The sequence below is a fragment of the Verrucomicrobiales bacterium genome, from assembly GCA_016793885.1.
Lineage (GTDB): Bacteria > Verrucomicrobiota > Verrucomicrobiia > Limisphaerales > UBA11320 > UBA11320.
Window position 1 is genome coordinate 23,599 of the sequence record JAEUHE010000022.1, and the last position, 18,206, is coordinate 41,804.

11 protein-coding genes are annotated in these 18,206 nt (G+C 60.3%); 5 read left to right on the forward strand and 6 right to left on the reverse strand.

Features of this window, described 5'->3' with window-relative positions; genetic code table 11:
- Nucleotides 1-35 precede the first annotated feature (35 nt).
- Complete coding sequence (locus JNN07_02915; GenBank protein ID MBL9166665.1) at nucleotides 36-3,566, reverse strand: AAA family ATPase; 3,531 nt, start codon at nucleotides 3,564-3,566, stop codon at nucleotides 36-38.
- 172 nt (nucleotides 3,567-3,738) lie between these two features.
- On the opposite strand from JNN07_02915, the gene JNN07_02920 reads away from it, so the two are divergent.
- Nucleotides 3,739-4,218, forward strand: a complete 480-nt coding sequence (locus JNN07_02920) for a hypothetical protein (GenBank protein MBL9166666.1) — start codon at nucleotides 3,739-3,741, stop codon at nucleotides 4,216-4,218.
- Nucleotides 4,215-4,907, forward strand: a complete 693-nt coding sequence (rpiA, locus tag JNN07_02925; GenBank protein ID MBL9166667.1) for a ribose-5-phosphate isomerase RpiA — start codon at nucleotides 4,215-4,217, stop codon at nucleotides 4,905-4,907. The genes JNN07_02920 and rpiA overlap by 4 nt, the downstream gene beginning before the upstream one ends.
- 6 nt (nucleotides 4,908-4,913) lie before the next feature.
- Here rpiA and JNN07_02930 read toward each other — a convergent pair whose 3' ends face one another.
- The 3 genes from JNN07_02930 to JNN07_02940 form a co-directional block, all read right to left on the reverse strand.
- Complete coding sequence (locus JNN07_02930) at nucleotides 4,914-5,456, reverse strand: SRPBCC family protein (GenBank protein MBL9166668.1); 543 nt, start codon at nucleotides 5,454-5,456, stop codon at nucleotides 4,914-4,916.
- A gap of 252 nt (nucleotides 5,457-5,708) precedes the next feature.
- Nucleotides 5,709-5,891, reverse strand: a complete 183-nt coding sequence (locus tag JNN07_02935) for a hypothetical protein (GenBank protein ID MBL9166669.1) — start codon at nucleotides 5,889-5,891, stop codon at nucleotides 5,709-5,711.
- Nucleotides 5,892-5,895: 4 nt separating this feature from the next.
- On the reverse strand, nucleotides 5,896-6,816 hold the full coding sequence (locus JNN07_02940) for a helix-turn-helix domain-containing protein (protein MBL9166670.1): 921 nt from the start codon (nucleotides 6,814-6,816) through the stop codon (nucleotides 5,896-5,898).
- A gap of 165 nt (nucleotides 6,817-6,981) precedes the next feature.
- Between JNN07_02940 and JNN07_02945 the strand changes: the two genes are divergently transcribed.
- Nucleotides 6,982-7,719: a trypsin-like peptidase domain-containing protein gene (locus JNN07_02945; GenBank protein ID MBL9166671.1), complete on the forward strand. Its 738-nt coding sequence runs from the start codon at nucleotides 6,982-6,984 to the stop codon at nucleotides 7,717-7,719.
- Nucleotides 7,720-7,783: 64 nt separating this feature from the next.
- On the opposite strand, the gene JNN07_02950 is transcribed toward JNN07_02945, so the two are convergent.
- Nucleotides 7,784-8,203 (reverse strand): cytochrome c, encoded by a 420-nt coding sequence (locus tag JNN07_02950; GenBank protein MBL9166672.1) that lies wholly within the window; start codon nucleotides 8,201-8,203, stop codon nucleotides 7,784-7,786.
- Nucleotides 8,204-8,608: 405 nt separating this feature from the next.
- Between JNN07_02950 and JNN07_02955 the strand changes: the two genes are divergently transcribed.
- Nucleotides 8,609-11,752 (forward strand): hypothetical protein, encoded by a 3,144-nt coding sequence (locus JNN07_02955; protein MBL9166673.1) that lies wholly within the window; start codon nucleotides 8,609-8,611, stop codon nucleotides 11,750-11,752.
- Between the two features lie 283 nt (nucleotides 11,753-12,035).
- Entirely contained in the window at nucleotides 12,036-14,867 is a 2,832-nt protein-coding gene (locus JNN07_02960) for a CRTAC1 family protein (GenBank protein ID MBL9166674.1), read from the forward strand.
- On the opposite strand, the gene JNN07_02965 is transcribed toward JNN07_02960, so the two are convergent.
- Entirely contained in the window at nucleotides 14,864-18,184 is a 3,321-nt protein-coding gene (locus JNN07_02965) for a VCBS repeat-containing protein (protein MBL9166675.1), read from the reverse strand. The genes JNN07_02960 and JNN07_02965 overlap by 4 nt on opposite strands.
- Between the last annotated feature and the right edge of the window lie 22 nt (nucleotides 18,185-18,206).

Genomic DNA, 18,206 nt, shown 5'->3' on the forward strand with positions numbered 1-18,206 from the left:
AGTTCCTGACGAGTGGCTGGGGGGGCGGACTCCCTTCAGATCTGTCCGAGATCCACCTTCCCGCGGAAGAACTGAGCGAGGCGGGTGGTGATACGCCCCGTGCGTAGATCTTTGATACGCGATCCGATGCCCAAATCGTAGCGGCGGACAACTCGGGTGGACGAGGTTTCGGTGGCGGCGGCAGAACGAACCTGCGAGTAGAGGATTTCGCAGGCCGTTTTCATCGCCTGATCCTTGGTGCCCGCCGTCCATACCTCGATGGACCGCAGGGTGGGCGGATGAAACACCCGCACCGACCAACTGGCGCTGTCGACCATCCGCGAGCGAGGGGGCTTCAGTGCGGAGACGCTCACCTGGGTGTCGACCTCGCGCATGAATTGGCGGTCAGGATCGCCCTGGCCGGGGAAGACCTCCACTCTCAACATGGCCGAGTCCTTAAACGTCTGCTCGCGGCCGGATCGAGGATTTTTCGACCGTCGGCGGTGGTTGAATTCGTGCAGTCCCTCCTCCGCGACAAACAAGGCCCGTGCGCCCAAGCCCGGAATTCGCAGCCAGACCTCATCGATCTGTCCCTCCCAGCGTTCCGCGACCACTTCGCACCGAAGACGGCGTCGCGCGGCGATATGGCCGTAGGTCTCGGCCAACTTCCGGACTGCATCCAGGGAGTCACCATCGGCCTTGACCTGCATGATCAGCAGGAGGGCGTCGCCCATCAGCGAAGTATCCTTGGCGCTGCGGCAGACCAGTTCCAGTTGTTCCAGCTCCGACCGAAGCTCAGCTTTCCGCTCTTCGAAGGAGAGATCCTGTTTGTCGGGAGAACGGCTCCGGACCGCGCGGCTGGCGCTAAACCGGTCGATCCCTTCTCGCAGCGCGGCGCAACGCGCCAGAAACTCATCGAGCCGATGCAATTCCTCCAAGACCGCCTCGCGCTCGGCCTTCTGGTCGAAAAACCCGCGCTCGCGCGTGCGCGACATCAACTCTGATTTTCTGGCAGTCAGCGGCTCCAGGAATCCCTCCAGTTTTTGCATCCGATCCAAAAGCTCGGGTGTTTCTTCCAGGCTTTGCTTCTGCGGCTTGGACGAAGTGGAGACCGAGTTCGCGCCCGGCCCCGAGGGGGGCGTCGGCGTGGAGAGCAGATGAATGTCCACTTGGTTGCCTCGGGCCACCAGGCTGAGAACGGCAGATTCCTGGTTTGGATTCGCTGCGATGAAACGGGCCAGGGGCAGAAGCACATGTCTCTCCACCGTGCGTTTCAACGGACGCGCTCCGAAGTGCGGTGAATAGCCCTCCCGAACCAGAAGCGTGATCACGCTCGAATCGGTATTGATGGTCAGCCCCCGTCTCAGGATGCCGCTCCGCAACAGGACCTGCTGCAGTTCCCGTCGAGCGATCCGCTCCGCGACTTCCAGCGATAGCGGGCGGAAGTTGACGATGCGATCGATTCGGTTGAGAAATTCCGGGCGGAAGACCCGCGATAGCTCGCGCAGGGTGCGATCCGGATCGGGCGTTCCCGCCGCGCGATCCTCGCCTCCCGTGCCGAAGCCGAGACGTGCTTCGAGGCCTGCGGCTCCGACGTTCGAGGTGAGAATCACGACAGTCCTGCGGAAATCAACCAGCCGGCCCCGGCCATCAGTCAGTCGCCCGGCATCGAAGATCTGCAGGCAAAGGTCGAAGACGTTGACATGCGATTTTTCAATCTCATCCAAAAGCAGGACGGAAAATGGCCGTTGCCTGATGGCATCGGTTAAGATCCCGTTGTCATCTCTCCCGCCGATCAGGCGGTTGAACCCTTCGGGGCCGGCAAACTCGCTCATGTCGAAGCGAAGGAGACGGTCGGGATTGCCAAAGATGTAGTTCGCCAACGCGCGGGCCAACTCGGTTTTTCCTACACCGGTGGGACCTACAAACAGCATGACATTGAAGGGTCTCGCGGGATCGGTCAGACCCGCTTTGATCAGAGTCACCACATCGACCACGGCTTCAACCGCCTCGGGCTGTCCGATGATCTGGTTTTCAAAGAACTCCCGCAGCTGTCGCTGGTCCAGCGAACAAGTATCGTCCAGGAGTTTGATGGGGAGGCCAGAGGACTGGGAGATGACGCTGAGGATGTCGAGTCGCGTTGCTTCCCGTTCCGCCGCCCTGGCCCAGGCGATCACCGAGCGGAGCAGGGTCGCCGCATTGCCCGGGGCCGCGAGATGTCCCATGAAGAATCCGCTGAGCTCAAGAATTTCGCTGAGCCGCTCATCAGGCACCACCTTGGCGCCTTCCTCTTCGCGAATGGCGCGCAGGATCGCGTCGGTCTGATCCATCGACGCCTCCTCCACCAGGACCTTGTCGAAGAGCCGGACCAAGGAGGCTTCCCGGCCCATGCCGCGCTCGAACTCCTCCGGTGTGGCCTCTCCCAGCAAAACGATACTTCCATCGTCCAGATAGGGCGCCAGCGCCGAGGCGATGTTGGAATCGGATTTGCTCGAACGGCCGACTGAGGATAGCTCGCCCAGGTTGGGCACATAAATCAGGACACGGCGGGGAAAGCGGGCGGCCGCGACCAGCTCGCGCACCTTAGTCTCCCACTCTCCGAGAAATCGCGTTCCTGATATGAGGTCGGACGGCGAAACGCGGATCACCAGCCACGCGCCATTCTCGGGAAGGGCGAGCGCGTGGACGAGCTCTTGGACAATGGCGCTCTTGCCGCACCCGGATTTACCGATCAGCGCGATTGACCGTCGCCGCTCCCGCTTCAGCAAGTCGACGAGCGTGGCTGTGAAGTTTGCGATGTGATGTGCCCGCGGTAGTAACCCTGAGTGGGCCAGGGCGGTAAGATCGGTCCCAAACCGGGCGAGTTCACGTGGGTTGGCCGCGACTGACGTGCGTTCGTGCAGCCATTCGAGCAGGTGTTTGAACCGTTCGCCCATCGGCGCGACGACGGCTTCCGCTTTCGCCAAGCGCTGGATGTCGGACGGGAGCACTGAGGTGGCGGCCTCCCGGTCTAGTTCGACCAGACGATCGAGCTGACGAGCGCACTCCGTTTGCACATCCTCGTCGGAGTCGCTGATGAGGGCCTTGATTAATCCGCTGGCGGCCGGGCGGGTGGGGCTGGCCGATTCGCCCAAGGCCTTCGCCGCCGCACGCCGAACCGCCCAATGCGGGTCCGATTCAAGCAGTTTTGTGTGACTATCCGCAAACACAGGCCGGCCTTCAGATGCTTTCACTGCCCGGCAACGTACTTCGTCGTCGGTATCCTGCATCAGCCGGGTGAGAATCTCCTGTGTGGTTTTTGTGTCCGCATTTGGCAGGCAGTCCAGCAGCTTGAGTCGGACCCTGGATTCCGCATCACCACTCAGCATCACCAGGGTTAGTTCGGCGCAGCGAGGTCCACCCAGGCGACAGGCTTCGAGCGCGGCGAGGCGTAGCGGTATTTGAGGCGCCCGTAGAAGCCCTTCGATGAGGGACTCCTCTGCTGGCCCTTCCTGGAGGGCGGCGGCTAGCAGTGCAATCTTCTCGCTGGGGTCCTCGTACTGGCCCCGGCGGAGGCTGTCCAATAAACTCCGTATTTCGTCGTTCATTCTTGATGATTTCGCGTTCTACTGCGTTGCGCGGCGGTGGTGTTGAGCACTCAGACATGCCTCCTAGCCTGGGAAAAGCTAAATCTGTCCGAGCCTGATTAACAGACCATTTTCGCCCGGAACGTCCCGGTTTTTCACTTTCATCCATGTAGGGATCCGGGCAGTTTTGGGGATGGGTGTATTTCAGATCATCTTGGCTTTGCATATCGGCTTCGGTGTGGCCGCCCTCATCCTGGGCCCTGTCAGCATGTTCTCGAGGAAACGACGGGGAGTTCACACACGTGCCGGCGAGTTCTATCACTGGCTCGTTTTAGGAACCTGCGCTGGCGCGGTGGCACTATCCATCCTGGACTGGGCCCGGATTTGGTGGTTCCTGCCGATCGGCCTTGGCTCCTACGCGTTCGCGCTCCTTGGCTACCTGGCGGCCAAACGACGCCGCTCGGGTTGGGTTCGCCTGCACATCATCGGGCAGGGGGGCTCCTACATAGCCCTCGTCACCGCCGTGCTCGTGGTGAATTGGCTGCCGTTGTTCGGCACCCGGGGCATTCATAGCCCGCTGGCCTGGACTTTGCCTACGGTGATCGGGTCGCCACTGATCGGCTGGGCGATCGCCCGATGGCGCAGGAATACTCCCGCACACCCTGGGTTATGACTCAACATGAACTCAAGAGATTGGTAGCCAGGTCAGCGGTGGCCTATGTGCTCCCGGGCTCAGTGATCGGGGTCGGATCTGGGTCGACGGTCCACCAATTCATTGAAGCGTTGGCGGCTTCTCGGATCCCAATCGAGGGAGCGGTCTCCAGTGGCGAAGCCACCAGCACACGCTTGCGCGCCCACGGTTTCCGCGTTCTCGAGGCCAATTCTCTCGAGCGGATTCCCCTCTATATCGACGGGGCCGATGAAATTGACCCGGGTGGCCGAATGATCAAGGGAGGGGGAGGGGCGTTGACGCGAGAGAAGATTGTGGCCGATCTTGCGGATCGAATCCTCTGCATCGTCGACGAATCCAAGCTCGTTCCTGTGCTTGGCCTCTTCCCGTTGCCTATCGAAGTGATTCCGATGGCAGCGGGCCAAATAGAGCGACGGTTGCGCGGCCTTGGCGGCCTGCCCGCAGTGCGACGCGGGTTCGTGACCGACAACGGCTGCCCGATCATTGATGTGAGCGGTTTGCGCATCCCCGATCCTTTGGCGCTCGAGGTAGAGATCAACCAATGGCCCGGAGTCGTGAGCGTCGGCATCTTCGCTCATCACAAGGCTCATGTTTGTCTCCTCGGCACTCAGCGCGGGGTTAGGACAATCACCTTTGGGGATCCGGTGGGCCCGGCAGCATCCTCGGCATGACGTGCTTCAATCCTGGTTGGACTTAGGTGCCGCTGCCGCAATTTCACCCAGGGCCGCGAGGCCTTTTTCGAATTGAGGACCGCAGATCTTGTCGCAGTCCAGGAAGAGGCTGACGGCCTTGGCCATGAAGCTGTTCTTTCCGTACATACTCCAAGTCACGACGGTTTTTTCGCCTGCTGCTTTGAACGTAAAGTCTACAGTGCTCGAGCCGGCCATGGGCCGCTTCCAGTCCATGCGGCAGCGCACCAGCTCCGCCGGTTTGCTCTCGGTGATCGTGCAGCTACCAGCTCCGATGTCGTTATTGCCCTCCCAGCTACAAACTGCCCCGACACCGGACTCTGGGCCGCTGTAGGTGTTTTTGACGTTGGGATCGAGCTTCATAAACGGGTTCCAGACGTTGAATTTCCGATGGTCGTTGACGTGCTCGAATAGAGATGTCGGCGAGGCGTTCAAGGTAGCACTGCGAGTCACCCTGAAGTCAGCGGGTCGCGTTGCGACCACGATGAGAAGGAGACCAATGACAACAACCAGGCCGATGACGATTTTCATGAGTATGTTTCGTTGAGCGTTGCCGCGCCAATGGCAGATCGTTGGTGATCCCCAGGGCTTCGCTTCCCTTTAACGACGAACGGGCCTGCCGCTTGAGGACAGTCAATCAGGATTGGGGGTAGGCAGGTGCTAGGTTACTCTAGTGAAGAAGATTACGAATGCTAGCTGGGCGCTCCTGATGTCCGCCCTTAGAGGGAGCGGGGCGAATCGTCCAGCAGGGAGGAGCCTCTTTGCCGTCCGCTGGACCGAGTGCTAACTCTCGTAGCGTACCATGCCCTGCATGACCACGAAGGTATCGCTCATACCCGCAACGGGCGCGTCGGAGAGATAGGGGCTTCCGTAAGGCTGAAAGCCCCTGCTGATCAGCTCGTTTACCATCTGGTCGAGTTCGGTGTAGTTATCTCCGTGGGCGGTTTTGTATTCAACGATCTTCATAGACTCAGGCCTTGAGCGACATCTTGGTGACGGAGTTTCGGGATGCCGAGATGGGCAAGCGCTCCCGGTAACGAGTGGGAGATTCACCCGTCACACTCTTGAAGACACGGTTGAAGTGGGTGATGGACTGGAACCCGACATTGTAAGCGATCTCGCTGATGCGCAGGTTTGGGTTGATCAGCAAGTTCTTCGCCTTCTCGACCCGCGTGCGCGACACGAACGTGGTCAGCGTGGTTCCGGTTACTTTTCGGAACAGCTTGCAGAAGTAGTAGATGCTGACGTGGGCCGATCCCGCCACCCTGCTCAGGGAGAGTTCTTCCGAGTGATGCTCTCGAACGTAATCCTTCGCTCGGGCGATGATCGGGTGCTCGGCGTTGGCCCTCAACATGGCGATCTGATTGCTTTTCATGGAAAGGTGCTCCGCGAAGATCGTCAGGAGGTCTGCCACCGAGCTTAGCTTCCTCTGCGACGCCACGGGAGTCGAAAAGTAAGCCTCCTGGGCTTCTGCTGTCGGCAGACTCACGCCGAGTTCCTCCACCTTAGCCAGGGCCCGCTGGAAGGAAGCGGTCGTCGGTTTCTCGCGCAACACCTGCCCGGTTTGGAGGAAACCGATCGTGAGCGGCCCCAGTTTTACGGGCACGGCTGTTTCACACAATCCATAGGCGCAGATGACCGTCGCCGGACCATTCGACGAAGCTTTTGCCAGCTTTTCCTGCACCTGTAAGCAGGAGGCGCACGTGCGACTTTGTTCTGACATGAGGGCGCACCAGGTGTTCTCCTTGTGCTTGCCATGAAAGGGCAGTTGCCAGGTTTCGACGGGTCGCAGAGCGATCGGCATTCCGGTCGTTTCGCTGTAGGCCCGAGCGTAGGTTCGAAACAGTGCCGAACTAGTCAGGGCCGTCAATAACTGTCCGTGTGAAATCATGCTCGGATGTGTTGGGTTCTTCGTTGATCGGACCAGGTCGTTGATAGCTAGAGTGTGGCTCGCCACGACGGCTGGGAATGGGGTATACTACGTAGAGAGCCTGGGGGTGCTAATCTTCTTGCGCGGATGATCTCGGGACTCCACGGTAGATCCATTCTAGCTTCCATGATCGAACCTCTGTTGCTGACCACAGTTCGAGTATCCACGTTTTCCGGCCGATGCCATCTTACCGGAGCGACCGGCTTTTTCTTCGAGCGCGAAGATCGGCTGTTTCTCGTCACGACGCGCCATGTGGTAAATAATCAGGCTACGCGGCACTTTCCTGATCGTTTGGAGATTGAGCTGCACACGGATGTGAAGAACCTGACTCGCTCCGTGGCCTTTTCTGTGCCGCTCTATCGAGGGGGCAAAAGCCTCTGGCGTCAGGGCAGCGATGTTGGGGGAGATGTGGACGTGGCGGTGCTCGAGTTGGATCGCGCTGCCCTTCCGGAGTCGGGCGTTTGGGAAGCCTTTACCCCGGTCCATTTGCAGCGACCCCTTCAGGAGGTGGAAGTGGGAACGTCCCTCCTCATCGTTGGGTTTCCTCTTGGTTTTCATGATGCCCTCCACCATTTGCCGGTGGTGCGGCAGGCGGTGATTGCCTCCTCATTTGGGCTCCGGTTTCAGGGCATGGGTTACTTTCTCACTGATGCCCGCACGCATCGGGGCACCAGCGGCGCGCCGGTGGTGATGCGCGCGCCGCATCCAGAAGCTCCGCTGGCGTGGAAGCTGTTGGGAGTTCATTCAGCGCGCATGGATGTGGGCACTCGGGATGCCCAGTTGGATGAGACCCTCGGGCTGAACTGCGCCTGGTATGCTGACATTTTGATGACCCTCACCAACGCAGCGGGGAACTCAGTTTGACCGGTCACGAATCGTCACGCCGCGGACTGCTCCGCGACGCTTTCTGGGTTCGCCGCGGTGTGGTTCAACGTTTTTTCATCTGTTCAGCTCGGAAGAGCACGTGGCAGCTCACACAACTGTCCACGACTTTCTTGTAAGCCTCCTTCGCCGTGTCGAGATTCTTATCAGCCGCCGCCATGAACAAGGAATCCGTCTGACGGTAGAAGTTGGTGATCGCGGCTTTGTAGTCGGGATTGTTTTTCAGGAACCATTCTCCTTTGAGGAACCAGTCCCCTTCCTGGCTCATATTCCTCATGCGAAGGGCGTTCTTGGAGACGAGGTCATACTTCTCCAAGGTCAGTCCCTCCAGAATGGCCTGAGAGTAGACTAACTTCGTTTTCATGAAGGCCTGTTGGCGCAGTCTCATGTCGGACACCTTCTCAGCGGAAATCACTACCGTCGCTGCTCCGGTCAATAATAGGAGTAAGGATGCTTTCAGGTTCATAGTTTTAAAGTAGTAGTTTTGTCTTAGTGCCTACCATCAACCTGGGGCTGCCTTCCATCCGCCACTGCTCGGAGGTTGGTAGACACTGACCACCCTTTGCACGTCCCCAGGGTATTTTCGGGGTGTCGTTGTTTGACATCCTCCCATCTTTGACATTGCCATCCCGTCGGATCCTGCCTATAGAACCATCACAGCCCAAACCCCTGAACATGCTCAGCGATGACATGTCTGCACGTGCCGCGATGGTCCATGCCCAAGGGGTGAGGTGTGTTCACATGAGGTGCTCGTCTGCGCCTCGAGAGGGGTGTGCTGCCCAATCCGAGTTTGCCCGTGCGTCAATGGCTCGGTGCACGCCACTCTTCCCTTCGGAAAACCCAACCCAACGCAGTTACCCACTCCCTCGTTATGAGAGCCTTATCGCGTCCCATCCTACTTCTCCTGTTCGCTTTTCACCTTTTCGGGGCCGCAGTCTGCGCCCGTGCCGGCACCATCCTTCAGGCCCCCGGCAGCTCCCAGGTTGCCTTTGAGGCCGAGGAAAATGTCTTGCTGAAGGCCGGGGCCCCCACCTCCTTCGTCATCACCAACGATGTGACGCCGAGCGGCGACACGGCGCTCTTCGCCGCGGGCGTCAACAATACGGGCTTTCCCAGCAGCTTTGCGTCGTATCGTATTCTGTTCACGACGGCGGGTCAGTATAAGGTGTATCTCCGGTGGCGAGCATCCGAGGAGTACACCAAGAACGATCCCAATGCCGGGAATAGCTATCATCTGCCCAGTGTGTTTAACAGCTCCACGGAGCCTCTGAACCCGAACCCGGACTATGTCACTTCCAGCATCAACAACTCTCGTGTGCCTCCGGCGGTCAACACCTACGGATTCAGCAGTGAAGCGACTCTTCTCGAGGTGACCCAGGAACAGGTCGATGCCGGACAACCGCTGGTGTTCAGCATTGGCACTCGCGAGGCGGGCCTCTTTTTGGATCGCTTCGTGCTCAGTGTCGACACCGCCCTCAGCGAGGCCCAGTTCAATGCGACGCCGAATTCCGACACCGACGTCTTGGTTCAACCGGCCGGCGTCAACTATGTGGCCTTCGAGGCTGAGAGTCCCAAAGTTCGTCTCGTGGCGGGAAGTCCCACTTCCTTCGTCATCACCAACGACTCCACCCCCAGCGGCAACCAGGCGCTATTCGCCGCGGGCGTGAACAACACTGGCTTTCCTACCAGCTTCGCCAGCTATTCCATCCGATTCAGCTCTGCTGGAACCTACCGGATCTATCTGCGCTGGCGGGCTTCGGAAGACTACACCAAGAACGATCCCAATGCGGGGAACAGCTACCACGTTCCCACTCTGTTGAATAGTTCCACGGAGCTGGTGAATCCCAATCCCGACTACGTCAGCTCCAGCATTAACAACTCCCGGGTGCCCCCGGCAGTGAACACCTATGGCTTCAGCTTGGAAACCAGTTCCTTCGAGGTGACCCAGGAGCAAATCGACGCCGGGCAGCCCCTGAATTTCACCATCGGAACCCGGGAGGCTGGCTTGTTCATCGATCGGTTTGTGCTGAGTTTGGACGCCGCCCTGACCGAGGCGCAGTTCAACGCGGCGGAGAACACCGGCGCAGCCGTCCCTCCGGTCATCTCCCGAGCCGCGGGTTCTGCCTCCTTGGTCAACGTGAAAATCGCTTTTAGCAAGGCTTTGGACGAGAACACAGTGCTGCCCGGGGCTTTCAGCCTCAGCGGCGGATTAAACGTGATCGCCGCCGCCCTGGATCCTGTCACCTTGAAGGATGTCACCCTCACAACGACGCCGCAAACCGAAGGGGTGAGCTACGAGCTCTCGGTGAGCTCCGTCGCTGACCTCAGCGGCAACGCGATCGCGCCGAATTCCAAGACGAGCTTTTTTGCTTGGAAGCTGGTAGAGGGCGTTGCCCAGCGCGACTATTTCTTCGGGATCACCGGTGCCGGCGTCAGCGCCTTGGTCGAAGATCCAAGGTATCCCAACGCACCGGATCGCAGCAATGTTGCGAAGGATTTCACCTCCGTCAGCGAGCCTGCCGCGCAGAACTACGGCCTGAGACTGACGGCCTTTTTCATTCCCGAGCAGTCCGGAGTTTATGACTTCTTCATGGTGAACAGCGACGACGCCGAGCTTTTCCTCAGCCCCAGCAGCCAGGCGGAACAGCTGCAATCCATTTTGGCGCTGCCTGCCAACGCGTCGCTCAGTTATGACCCTTCCACCTATGGGTCCTCCGCCGGAACTCTACAGGCCGGCCAACGCTATGTGCTTCAGGTGCTGATGAAGCAGGACGCCGACTACGTTGCCGTGGTGCGAGTGGCCGCCCGGCGGCAAGGCGATGCCACGCCGGTCGAGGCGCTAAGCCTTCTCGGCGGGAGCCGCATCGCCTCGTTCGTCGATCCTGCCAGCGCGCGAGTGGACGTGCTGCGCCAGCCCCTCGCTGCTGTCGTCACGCAAGGACGCCGCGCCCGATTTGAGGCGGAGGCGGCCTCTCCCGGCGGCCCGGTGTATTACCAATGGCAGAAGAATGGAGCGAACATCCCCGGCGCCACCCGCGCGGCCTATGTCACCCCGGTTCTCGGATTGGCGGACAGTGGCAGCCAGTATCGGGTGATTCTCTCGGGCGGCGGCGCCACCGTGCCCAGCGCAAGCGTGGGCGTTACGGTGAATCCAGGACCAGCCCCGACCTCCGTTCCCTGGATCGGCGCTAGTTTCGGTGGCGGTGCAGCCGGAGTCGGTCCCGCGGGAATTCTCCGTCCTGACGACGTGGTCGGAGTCGTCCCGCAGGCGAACTGGAACAACTTGCCCGATCCCACGGGAGTCGATCTCCCGCTCGTGGACGCCGATGGCGCCTCCACCGATATCGTGATCGATTACGCGGGGGCGAACTACATGACGGGCACGGGTGAAGCCACCGCCGAGAACGTCCTTTTCCAAGGATACTTGCACAACGCGAACGGCACAGTGACTGCAACGCTCAAGAACGTGCCGGCGGGGAACTATAACCTCATCGTGTACTGCCTGGGATTCACTTACAACGCCAGCTATGAGCAGCGTTTGGAGTTGGTCGGCGGCGGGAGCTATCCCGCCTACACCGTCCTGGCCGAGCACGCTGCGGAATATAGTTTGGCCCCGAATGTCTTCCGCCGGATGTCCAGCCTGAATCCGGAGGCGCGCGACCACGGCAACTACGTCATCTTCGAAAATGTGTCTCCCGATGATGCCGGCAGCCTGGCCTTGTCGGTCGCCAACGAGTCCACCTTCACCGGCGTCAACGTCAACCCAGCCTTGAACGCACTGCAGCTGGTTCGGGTATCCGCGTTGCCGCCGGCACTCACCGTCGGGTTCGAAGGGGGTAACGCGACCGTATCCTGGGCTGGGGAGGCTGCTGGTTACGTTTTGGAGTCGAGCCCCTCGCTCAGTGCACCCGTGGTCTGGACCCCGGTTGCCGGCGTCAGTGCCCCCATTACCGGGGCAGGCACCAAGGCGGTCTCGCCGACGGGCAGGGCGCAATTCTTCCGTTTGCGCCAGTAATCGAAATCGATTCAGGCACCCCCGGGATCCCATGGCGGGCAGGGGGTGCCTGACCGTGCTTTCTAGTTCCTCCGGAAGCGATAGAACCGTTGAGCTTCCTGGCCGGGCAGGTAGCGAAAGCTCACTTTCCCTTCCGCGTCGGTGCGGATCGAGTGAGAATAGGTCCAAGTCCTTCCTCGAGGTCTATGGAACGAAAGGTGGGTTGATTGGGTGATTCGGACACCCTTCCACCCGGACAAATCTGCTCGACAGGAGGAGGGCGGATATCTAGTTCTCAAGCCCCGTGAAGAAGAAACCCAGCTCAGGCCCTGTGCCGAAAAGCCCCGTCCCGTCAGCCCTTTGGTTTTACCTCCTCCTGTTTCTGTCCTGGGCCTGCGTGGCGGCCCTGTTCAAATGGGACGCGGCGTGGGTCCCGGTCTCGGTGGTCGTTTTCGCCTTGGTCGCCTCCTGGCTGGGACGGCGCCAGCCTATCGTTCTTCGGGTGCTGGTACTGGCGACCTTGGTGTTTCCCATCTGGAAGAAGCTGGACCCAAGATTTCCGTCCGCGGGATCCTCGTTTGCTTCCTATCGTCCCAAACTCATGGGCGACGACGCGGTCATCAGCACCCTGGTGACAGCCGAGGAAACCTGCCTGGCTCTGACACCCCACATGAGCGTGCTGTCCCGGGGCTTGATGACCTTGCGCTTGCCAGGTGCCGGTGGAGAAGCTGTGTTTGCTCCCTCCGTGCAAGTTTTGGACCTGGGGCCTTTGCCGCCGATGAGCAGCACCGACTCTCAGGGCATCGAGTCCCGCGTCTGGCCGCTTGCCGCGGGGTTCAAGGTCATGTCGCCGGTGGATTTGTGGCGTCCGTTGTTCGATGCCGTGGCCTCGTTTGACCACGCCAAGGTCATCATTGCCACCGGACAGCATCCCGGTGGTGATCCAGGTCGGTTCGAAGCGGAGGGACGGTTTGACGCGTTGGCAAAGATGAAGACCGGCGAATGGCGATCGTTGCATGCGCAGCTATCCCTGGTTTTGGAGCGAACCGTGTCTCGCTCGGGCCAAGCCGAATCGGATTGGCGCATTACCCGCTGGAAGACCGAGAAGATGGATTGGATCGGAGGCGCTCGGAAGTGGTTCGTTGAGACTCTCGACACCGCCCTGCCGCGTGCTGAGGACCTGGCCAAAGCGCGTCACTCCGCGCACTATGAAGCGACGGTGAAGTATTATCGGGAAGGCATGAAACCGCCGCATCCCTACTTTGCGCCCATTTCGGTAAATCAGAAGGAGGGCATCGCGATCGGCGACGTCAATGGGGACGGATTCGATGATATTTATGTGACGGTCCGGATCGGTAAAAATATGTTCTTCCGCAATCGTGGCAATGGCACGTTCACGGAGGAAGCGGCAGCGTTCGGACTAGATCTTCCCGGGCACACCACCTGCGCGCTTTTGGCGGATTTTGACAACGATGGGGATCTGGATGCGATGCTGGGGCGCAGTTTGCTTAAGACCACCTATCTCGAGAATCGGCAAGGTCGGTTCGTGCAGCACCCGATTCCCAAGTTCATGCCGATGGCGGTCATCTCGATGTCCGCGGCTGACTTCAACGGCGATGGACTACTGGACGTTTACCTGTGCACGTATCGCCCCGCTTCGCCGGCCGGAGCCAGTCCGGCCGGAGGCGTGGCGCAGGTTAAAGAGGGTGATTTCGATTGGCCGGACGAGTTCTTCTCGCCGGAGTTGGCACGGGACTACCGGCGTCGGTTGGCGGAGCACAAGCAGCGCAAAGGTGTCACGGTGTTGGATCAGCTCGGCCCCCCGAATGTGCTGCTCGTGAACCGTGGAGGCGGGCGTTTCGAGCCAGCCTCCGAGAACAGCACCGTAGGAATCTACCGCAATTCGCTCCAGGCCACCTGGGGCGATTACAACGAGGATGGGAAGCCGGATCTTTATGTCGCCAACGATTGGGGAGTGGATGTGCTTTTTCGCAACGACGGGGCGGCTGGCTTCACCGATGTGACTACGGAAATGGGGCTGACTCCGTACGGGTTTGCCATGGGAGCCTCGTGGGGTGACTACGATAACGATGGTCGTGAGGACCTTTACGTTTCCAACATGTATAGCGAGGCTGGACGCCGGATGACGGGCAAGATTCCGGGCCTGGACAATATGTTCATGGAGTCGGCCATGGGAAATTGGCTGTATCATCGGCAGCCCGACGGCAAGTTTAAGCAGGTGGCCGGCATGGAACCGCCGGCGATGACCGTGATGAACGCGGGTTGGTCCTGGGGTGGATGCTTTGCTGACTTCGACAACGACAGCTTTCTCGACCTGTATGTGCTGAGTGGGTATTTCACCGCTCCGGCTGAGCTGTCGTCCGAATTGGACATTGAGAGCAATCTGTGGCGGACGATGGTTCGTACTGATGAGAGCCTGGCACGGCCTTCCTTCCGATTTTCACCCGAATGGAAACGCACCCATGCCCCGGATAACCTGGGACCGCAGATCGACGCACGGCTGGCGGGAATTGAACGTGAGGGTGACAAGGTATTGGTGCACTCTCTGAATGGTAACGAACGCAATCATTACTTTCACAATCGGGGAGGGCGCTCGTTTTTGGATGTATCCGCAATATCTGGGCTGGATAACGTGGCTGACAGTCGAGGGTTTGCGCTTTTGGACTATGATCGCGATGGCTGGCAGGACGTGGCGTTGGTGAACGCAAACCAGCCCCTCTTCAATCTGTATCGCAACGAGATGTCCGCAGCCGGACGCCAGGGCGGGATGATTGCCGTCCGTTTCGTGGGTGGGAGCCGCAGCTCCGCGCCGTCCAAGGGGCTGGCGTGTCGGGATGGATACGGTGCGCGCATTTCCGTTGATTTGGGCTCGCAGAAACTCGTGCGCGAGCATCGTTGCGGCGATGGTTGGTCGACACAGAACTCGGCCACCCTGATCGTCGGCGTGGGCCAGCAGACCACCGTGGCTGCTTTGTCGGTCCGGTGGCCCTCAGGCAAGACCGCTGCCACGCAGAACATTTCCGAGGGAACTCTGCTGACGATCTATGAGAATCCTGCGGACTCGCCGACTCGAACTGAGTTCGTCCGCGCGCCCTACCGTGGTGCTAAACCTTAGCGCGACGCTGCGGGAGCTTGCTTGGCGATTTGTTTCAAGACACGGCCTTCTACCCAGCGTGTGTTGTAGGTGCGGTGCAGCTCATCGCTTGGGAACGACGGGCGCTTTTCCCGCCCAATGAGCTGGCCGTTCATCCCGTGGAAGGGCAGGGGCTCTACTTGCGTCCCGGTTGCCACGTGGAAATCGGAGTCTTTGTCCCATCCATCGACGTAGAGAAAGAACTCTCGGACCTGGCCGGGGGGCTTGGCAGGGAGGGAACTCACGGAGAACCGGAGGCTCAACTCGTCGCCGGCATTGATCAATGCCAGCCCTTCGTCGCGCCGAGCGACAAGTTCCAAAACATCTCCATAGCGCGTGCACCATCCTCCGGGCGTGAGGGTCCAGTAGAAATTCGGGCTTACCTGCTCGTAATCCGGAGTGAGAGGCCAGTCCGATGGGAGATCTCGCAGCTGGCTGAAGCCACGAAATCTCAAGTCCGCCGTGTTGGGTGACACGTAGCTCAGCCTGGTCTCAGCTGCCGACTTCTTTTCCATCAGGGCGATGCGATCCCAGTGGATCTCGAATGCTCCCGTGAGGCGCAGGCGTCGTGTTCCGGGAGTCAGTTTGCCTTCGAGGTCGACCAAGATGGTCTTGGTTTTTCCCGCCGGGGCACCCACGACCACGTCGACCGGTTTCCAGTTGCCATTGGCTAGCTCTGCTTCCAGAGATGGAAATGGGAAGGGTAGCGAAGGGTCGTGCGATGCGGCGATGTTGGCCATGCCGCCCCCAAAGCGAAGCCAACCATTCAACACCAGCACCAGAGGGCGGCTCGCGTCGAGGACTCCGAAGTCCAGCGTTAGTGGATGGGGCTCCGCCAACCCGCGCAGCTGCGGCGGTCGGAGGCGCGGCGGGGACACGCGCTGGCCATCGACGGACTTGAGAGCCGAGGTTACATCACGTCCCCCTTCCAGCTCGGCTCGGTGCAGCGGGCGTTCCTGATGCAAGGTGAGAAACTCGCCGGACGGATACGGCTTCCCTGGCAGGAGTTTGTCCGTGACGTGCACCTCGGTGGTGGGCTCACGATCGACCACCACGAGCCTGGCCTCGTCCAGGTACAGGACTTCGCGCAGTTCCTCGGTGATACGAACCTCGTGGTGCCCGTCCCGAGGTGGGAAGCTTTGCTCGTTGCCCACCCAAACCAGCTCCTCGGGGTCGGGCTCGATATAGCGGCCTTCCGCGACTGGCAAGCCGAGGGGGGAAGCGCCCAGGATGTCGGTCACGAATTCAAAGCGGTTTCCGTTCCAGGCGTAGAGATAAGGACAGGAACCCTCCTGGATCGTCAGCTCGAGGGCGAATAGTGGCTCATGGCAGTTGAAATTCAGCTCGGCCGAGCCTTGCGGCCAGTTGAACCAGTGCACCAGAAATGAGTCTAGCTTTTGGGTTTTCCCCACGCCCACTTCGACGGGCAGCGAATGGACCGTTCGGAGCAGCCGCAGTCCTCCCGTTTCGATCTCGATCTTGCATCCGATGCCACTGGCATTCGAGCGGTTGCCGATCATCTGGACCTTGACCTGGGCATTAGCGTTCCCACCCTCGTTGCGCAGGTAGCGAATGCCCCCGGCTACCAAGCCCACGACCACATCCGAATCGCAATCTCCGTCAAAATCGGCGAAATGGACCTCCGCTACGGAACCAGCCTCGAACCGGTTGAGACCTAGCTCGACGCTTTGTTCCCGGAATCCCGACAGCCCCCCATTCCTCCAGGCCCGCAGCCTGTCGCCGACCATCCAGAGGTCCAGCCATCCGTCGTTGTCATGGTCCAGGGCTACGATCTGGCGGATGCCTCCCGTTGGCCCGAGGGGAAACTCCTGACGCTCTCCTCTGTTGAAACACAGCTGGAGGGTGTTGCTGCTCACCACGGCGAGGTCCGGACGGAGATCGTTGTCGAAGTCCCCCGCGCAAACGATCGATCCTGGAGCCCAACGCTCGATCTCGCGTGCGACCAACGGGCCCCCTCGTTGCTTTTCCAGCAGGAGGGGAGGGGCGGTCGTGCGGCTGGCGATAAGATCCTGGATCTCGTCGCGATTCCAATCGCTCATGGCGAGGGCGTGAGCGCTTTTTAACGAGGCAGGTATTCCTGAAGTGCGCGTGATGTCACTGAAGGCCAGGGGACCAAACTGACGGTAGATCACGACCTCCCGGCTGGGTTCGCTGACAGCGGCCAGGTCTAGCTTCCCGGTGAAATCCAGGTCGATGAGGAGTCCGTCCTTCGCCTTGAGGGTGCTCAGCCCACTTGAGGCGGACACATCGGCGATCAGTCCATTGGTTGCCAGTCGGAAGACACGGCTGCCGTGCTCGCCGAGGACGATGATATCGTCGTATCGGTCGTTTTGCAGATCTCCGACAAGGATTTTCGAGAACGATCCGGTTGCCGGCAACTCGTTGGGGGCAGGGGAGGCGGTTGGCCGAAAGCTTCCTTTGGTATTTCGCAGCACCCGAAATCCCCCACTGCCATCGCGGACGAACAGACTGCTTTCCGTGGTTCGGTCCAGCCGGATCACCCCGATGGGTCCGCGGAAGTCCCGAGCGTTGGCACCGAGAGTCTCAGCCGTGGCGTCGACGAATTTTTGAGGGATTCCCCGGGCGTCCGGCTGGTCCAGGCGGAAGGGCACGCGAGCCTGAGTGTACTTACTCCGCTCGAACGTGGCTGCACTCACGGCGGGTCCGCCCCCGTCGGTGCTGGCCAGGTGGTGTTGGAGTTCCTGCTGGGCTTCCGCTTGCCGGCCGGCGCGGAGCAGCGCTTGAGCCAGTTGATAGCGCGCGCCCGCATGCAGGCGGTTGGGATCCATGCGCAGACCTTCACGGAAAGCGGAGATCGCCTCGTCCCATTGTTTCAACCCCATTCTCGCCATTCCGAGCTGGAAAAAGGTGGAGGTTTCGCCGGGGTCGATCTTTTTGACATTCTCCAGGGCCTTCGCGGCTTCCTCCGCATTGCTGAGTCGCAGAAAGGCGGATCCCTTGATGAAATACGCGGCGGCAGAGTTCGGCTCCAGCTTCAAGGCCTCCTCCGCTTCCCGGATCGCCTCCACGGATTCCCCATTCAATAGGTAGCAGTTCGCCAAATTGAGATGGAGATCGGAATCATGGGGAACGATCGCCTGCGCCTTCTGGTACGTGAGGAGCGCGTTCGTCGTATCGCCTTGGCTCAAGTGGTTTTTGCCAGCGATCATCAAGCTGAGGAACTGATCCGACAAAGCGCTTGCCGCCGTATCTTGTTTGCTGGCGGTGTCGGACTCGTTGCGATGACAGCCGGCGATCACCAGCGCGAGAACTAGCACGCCGACAGTTCGTAGAGCACTC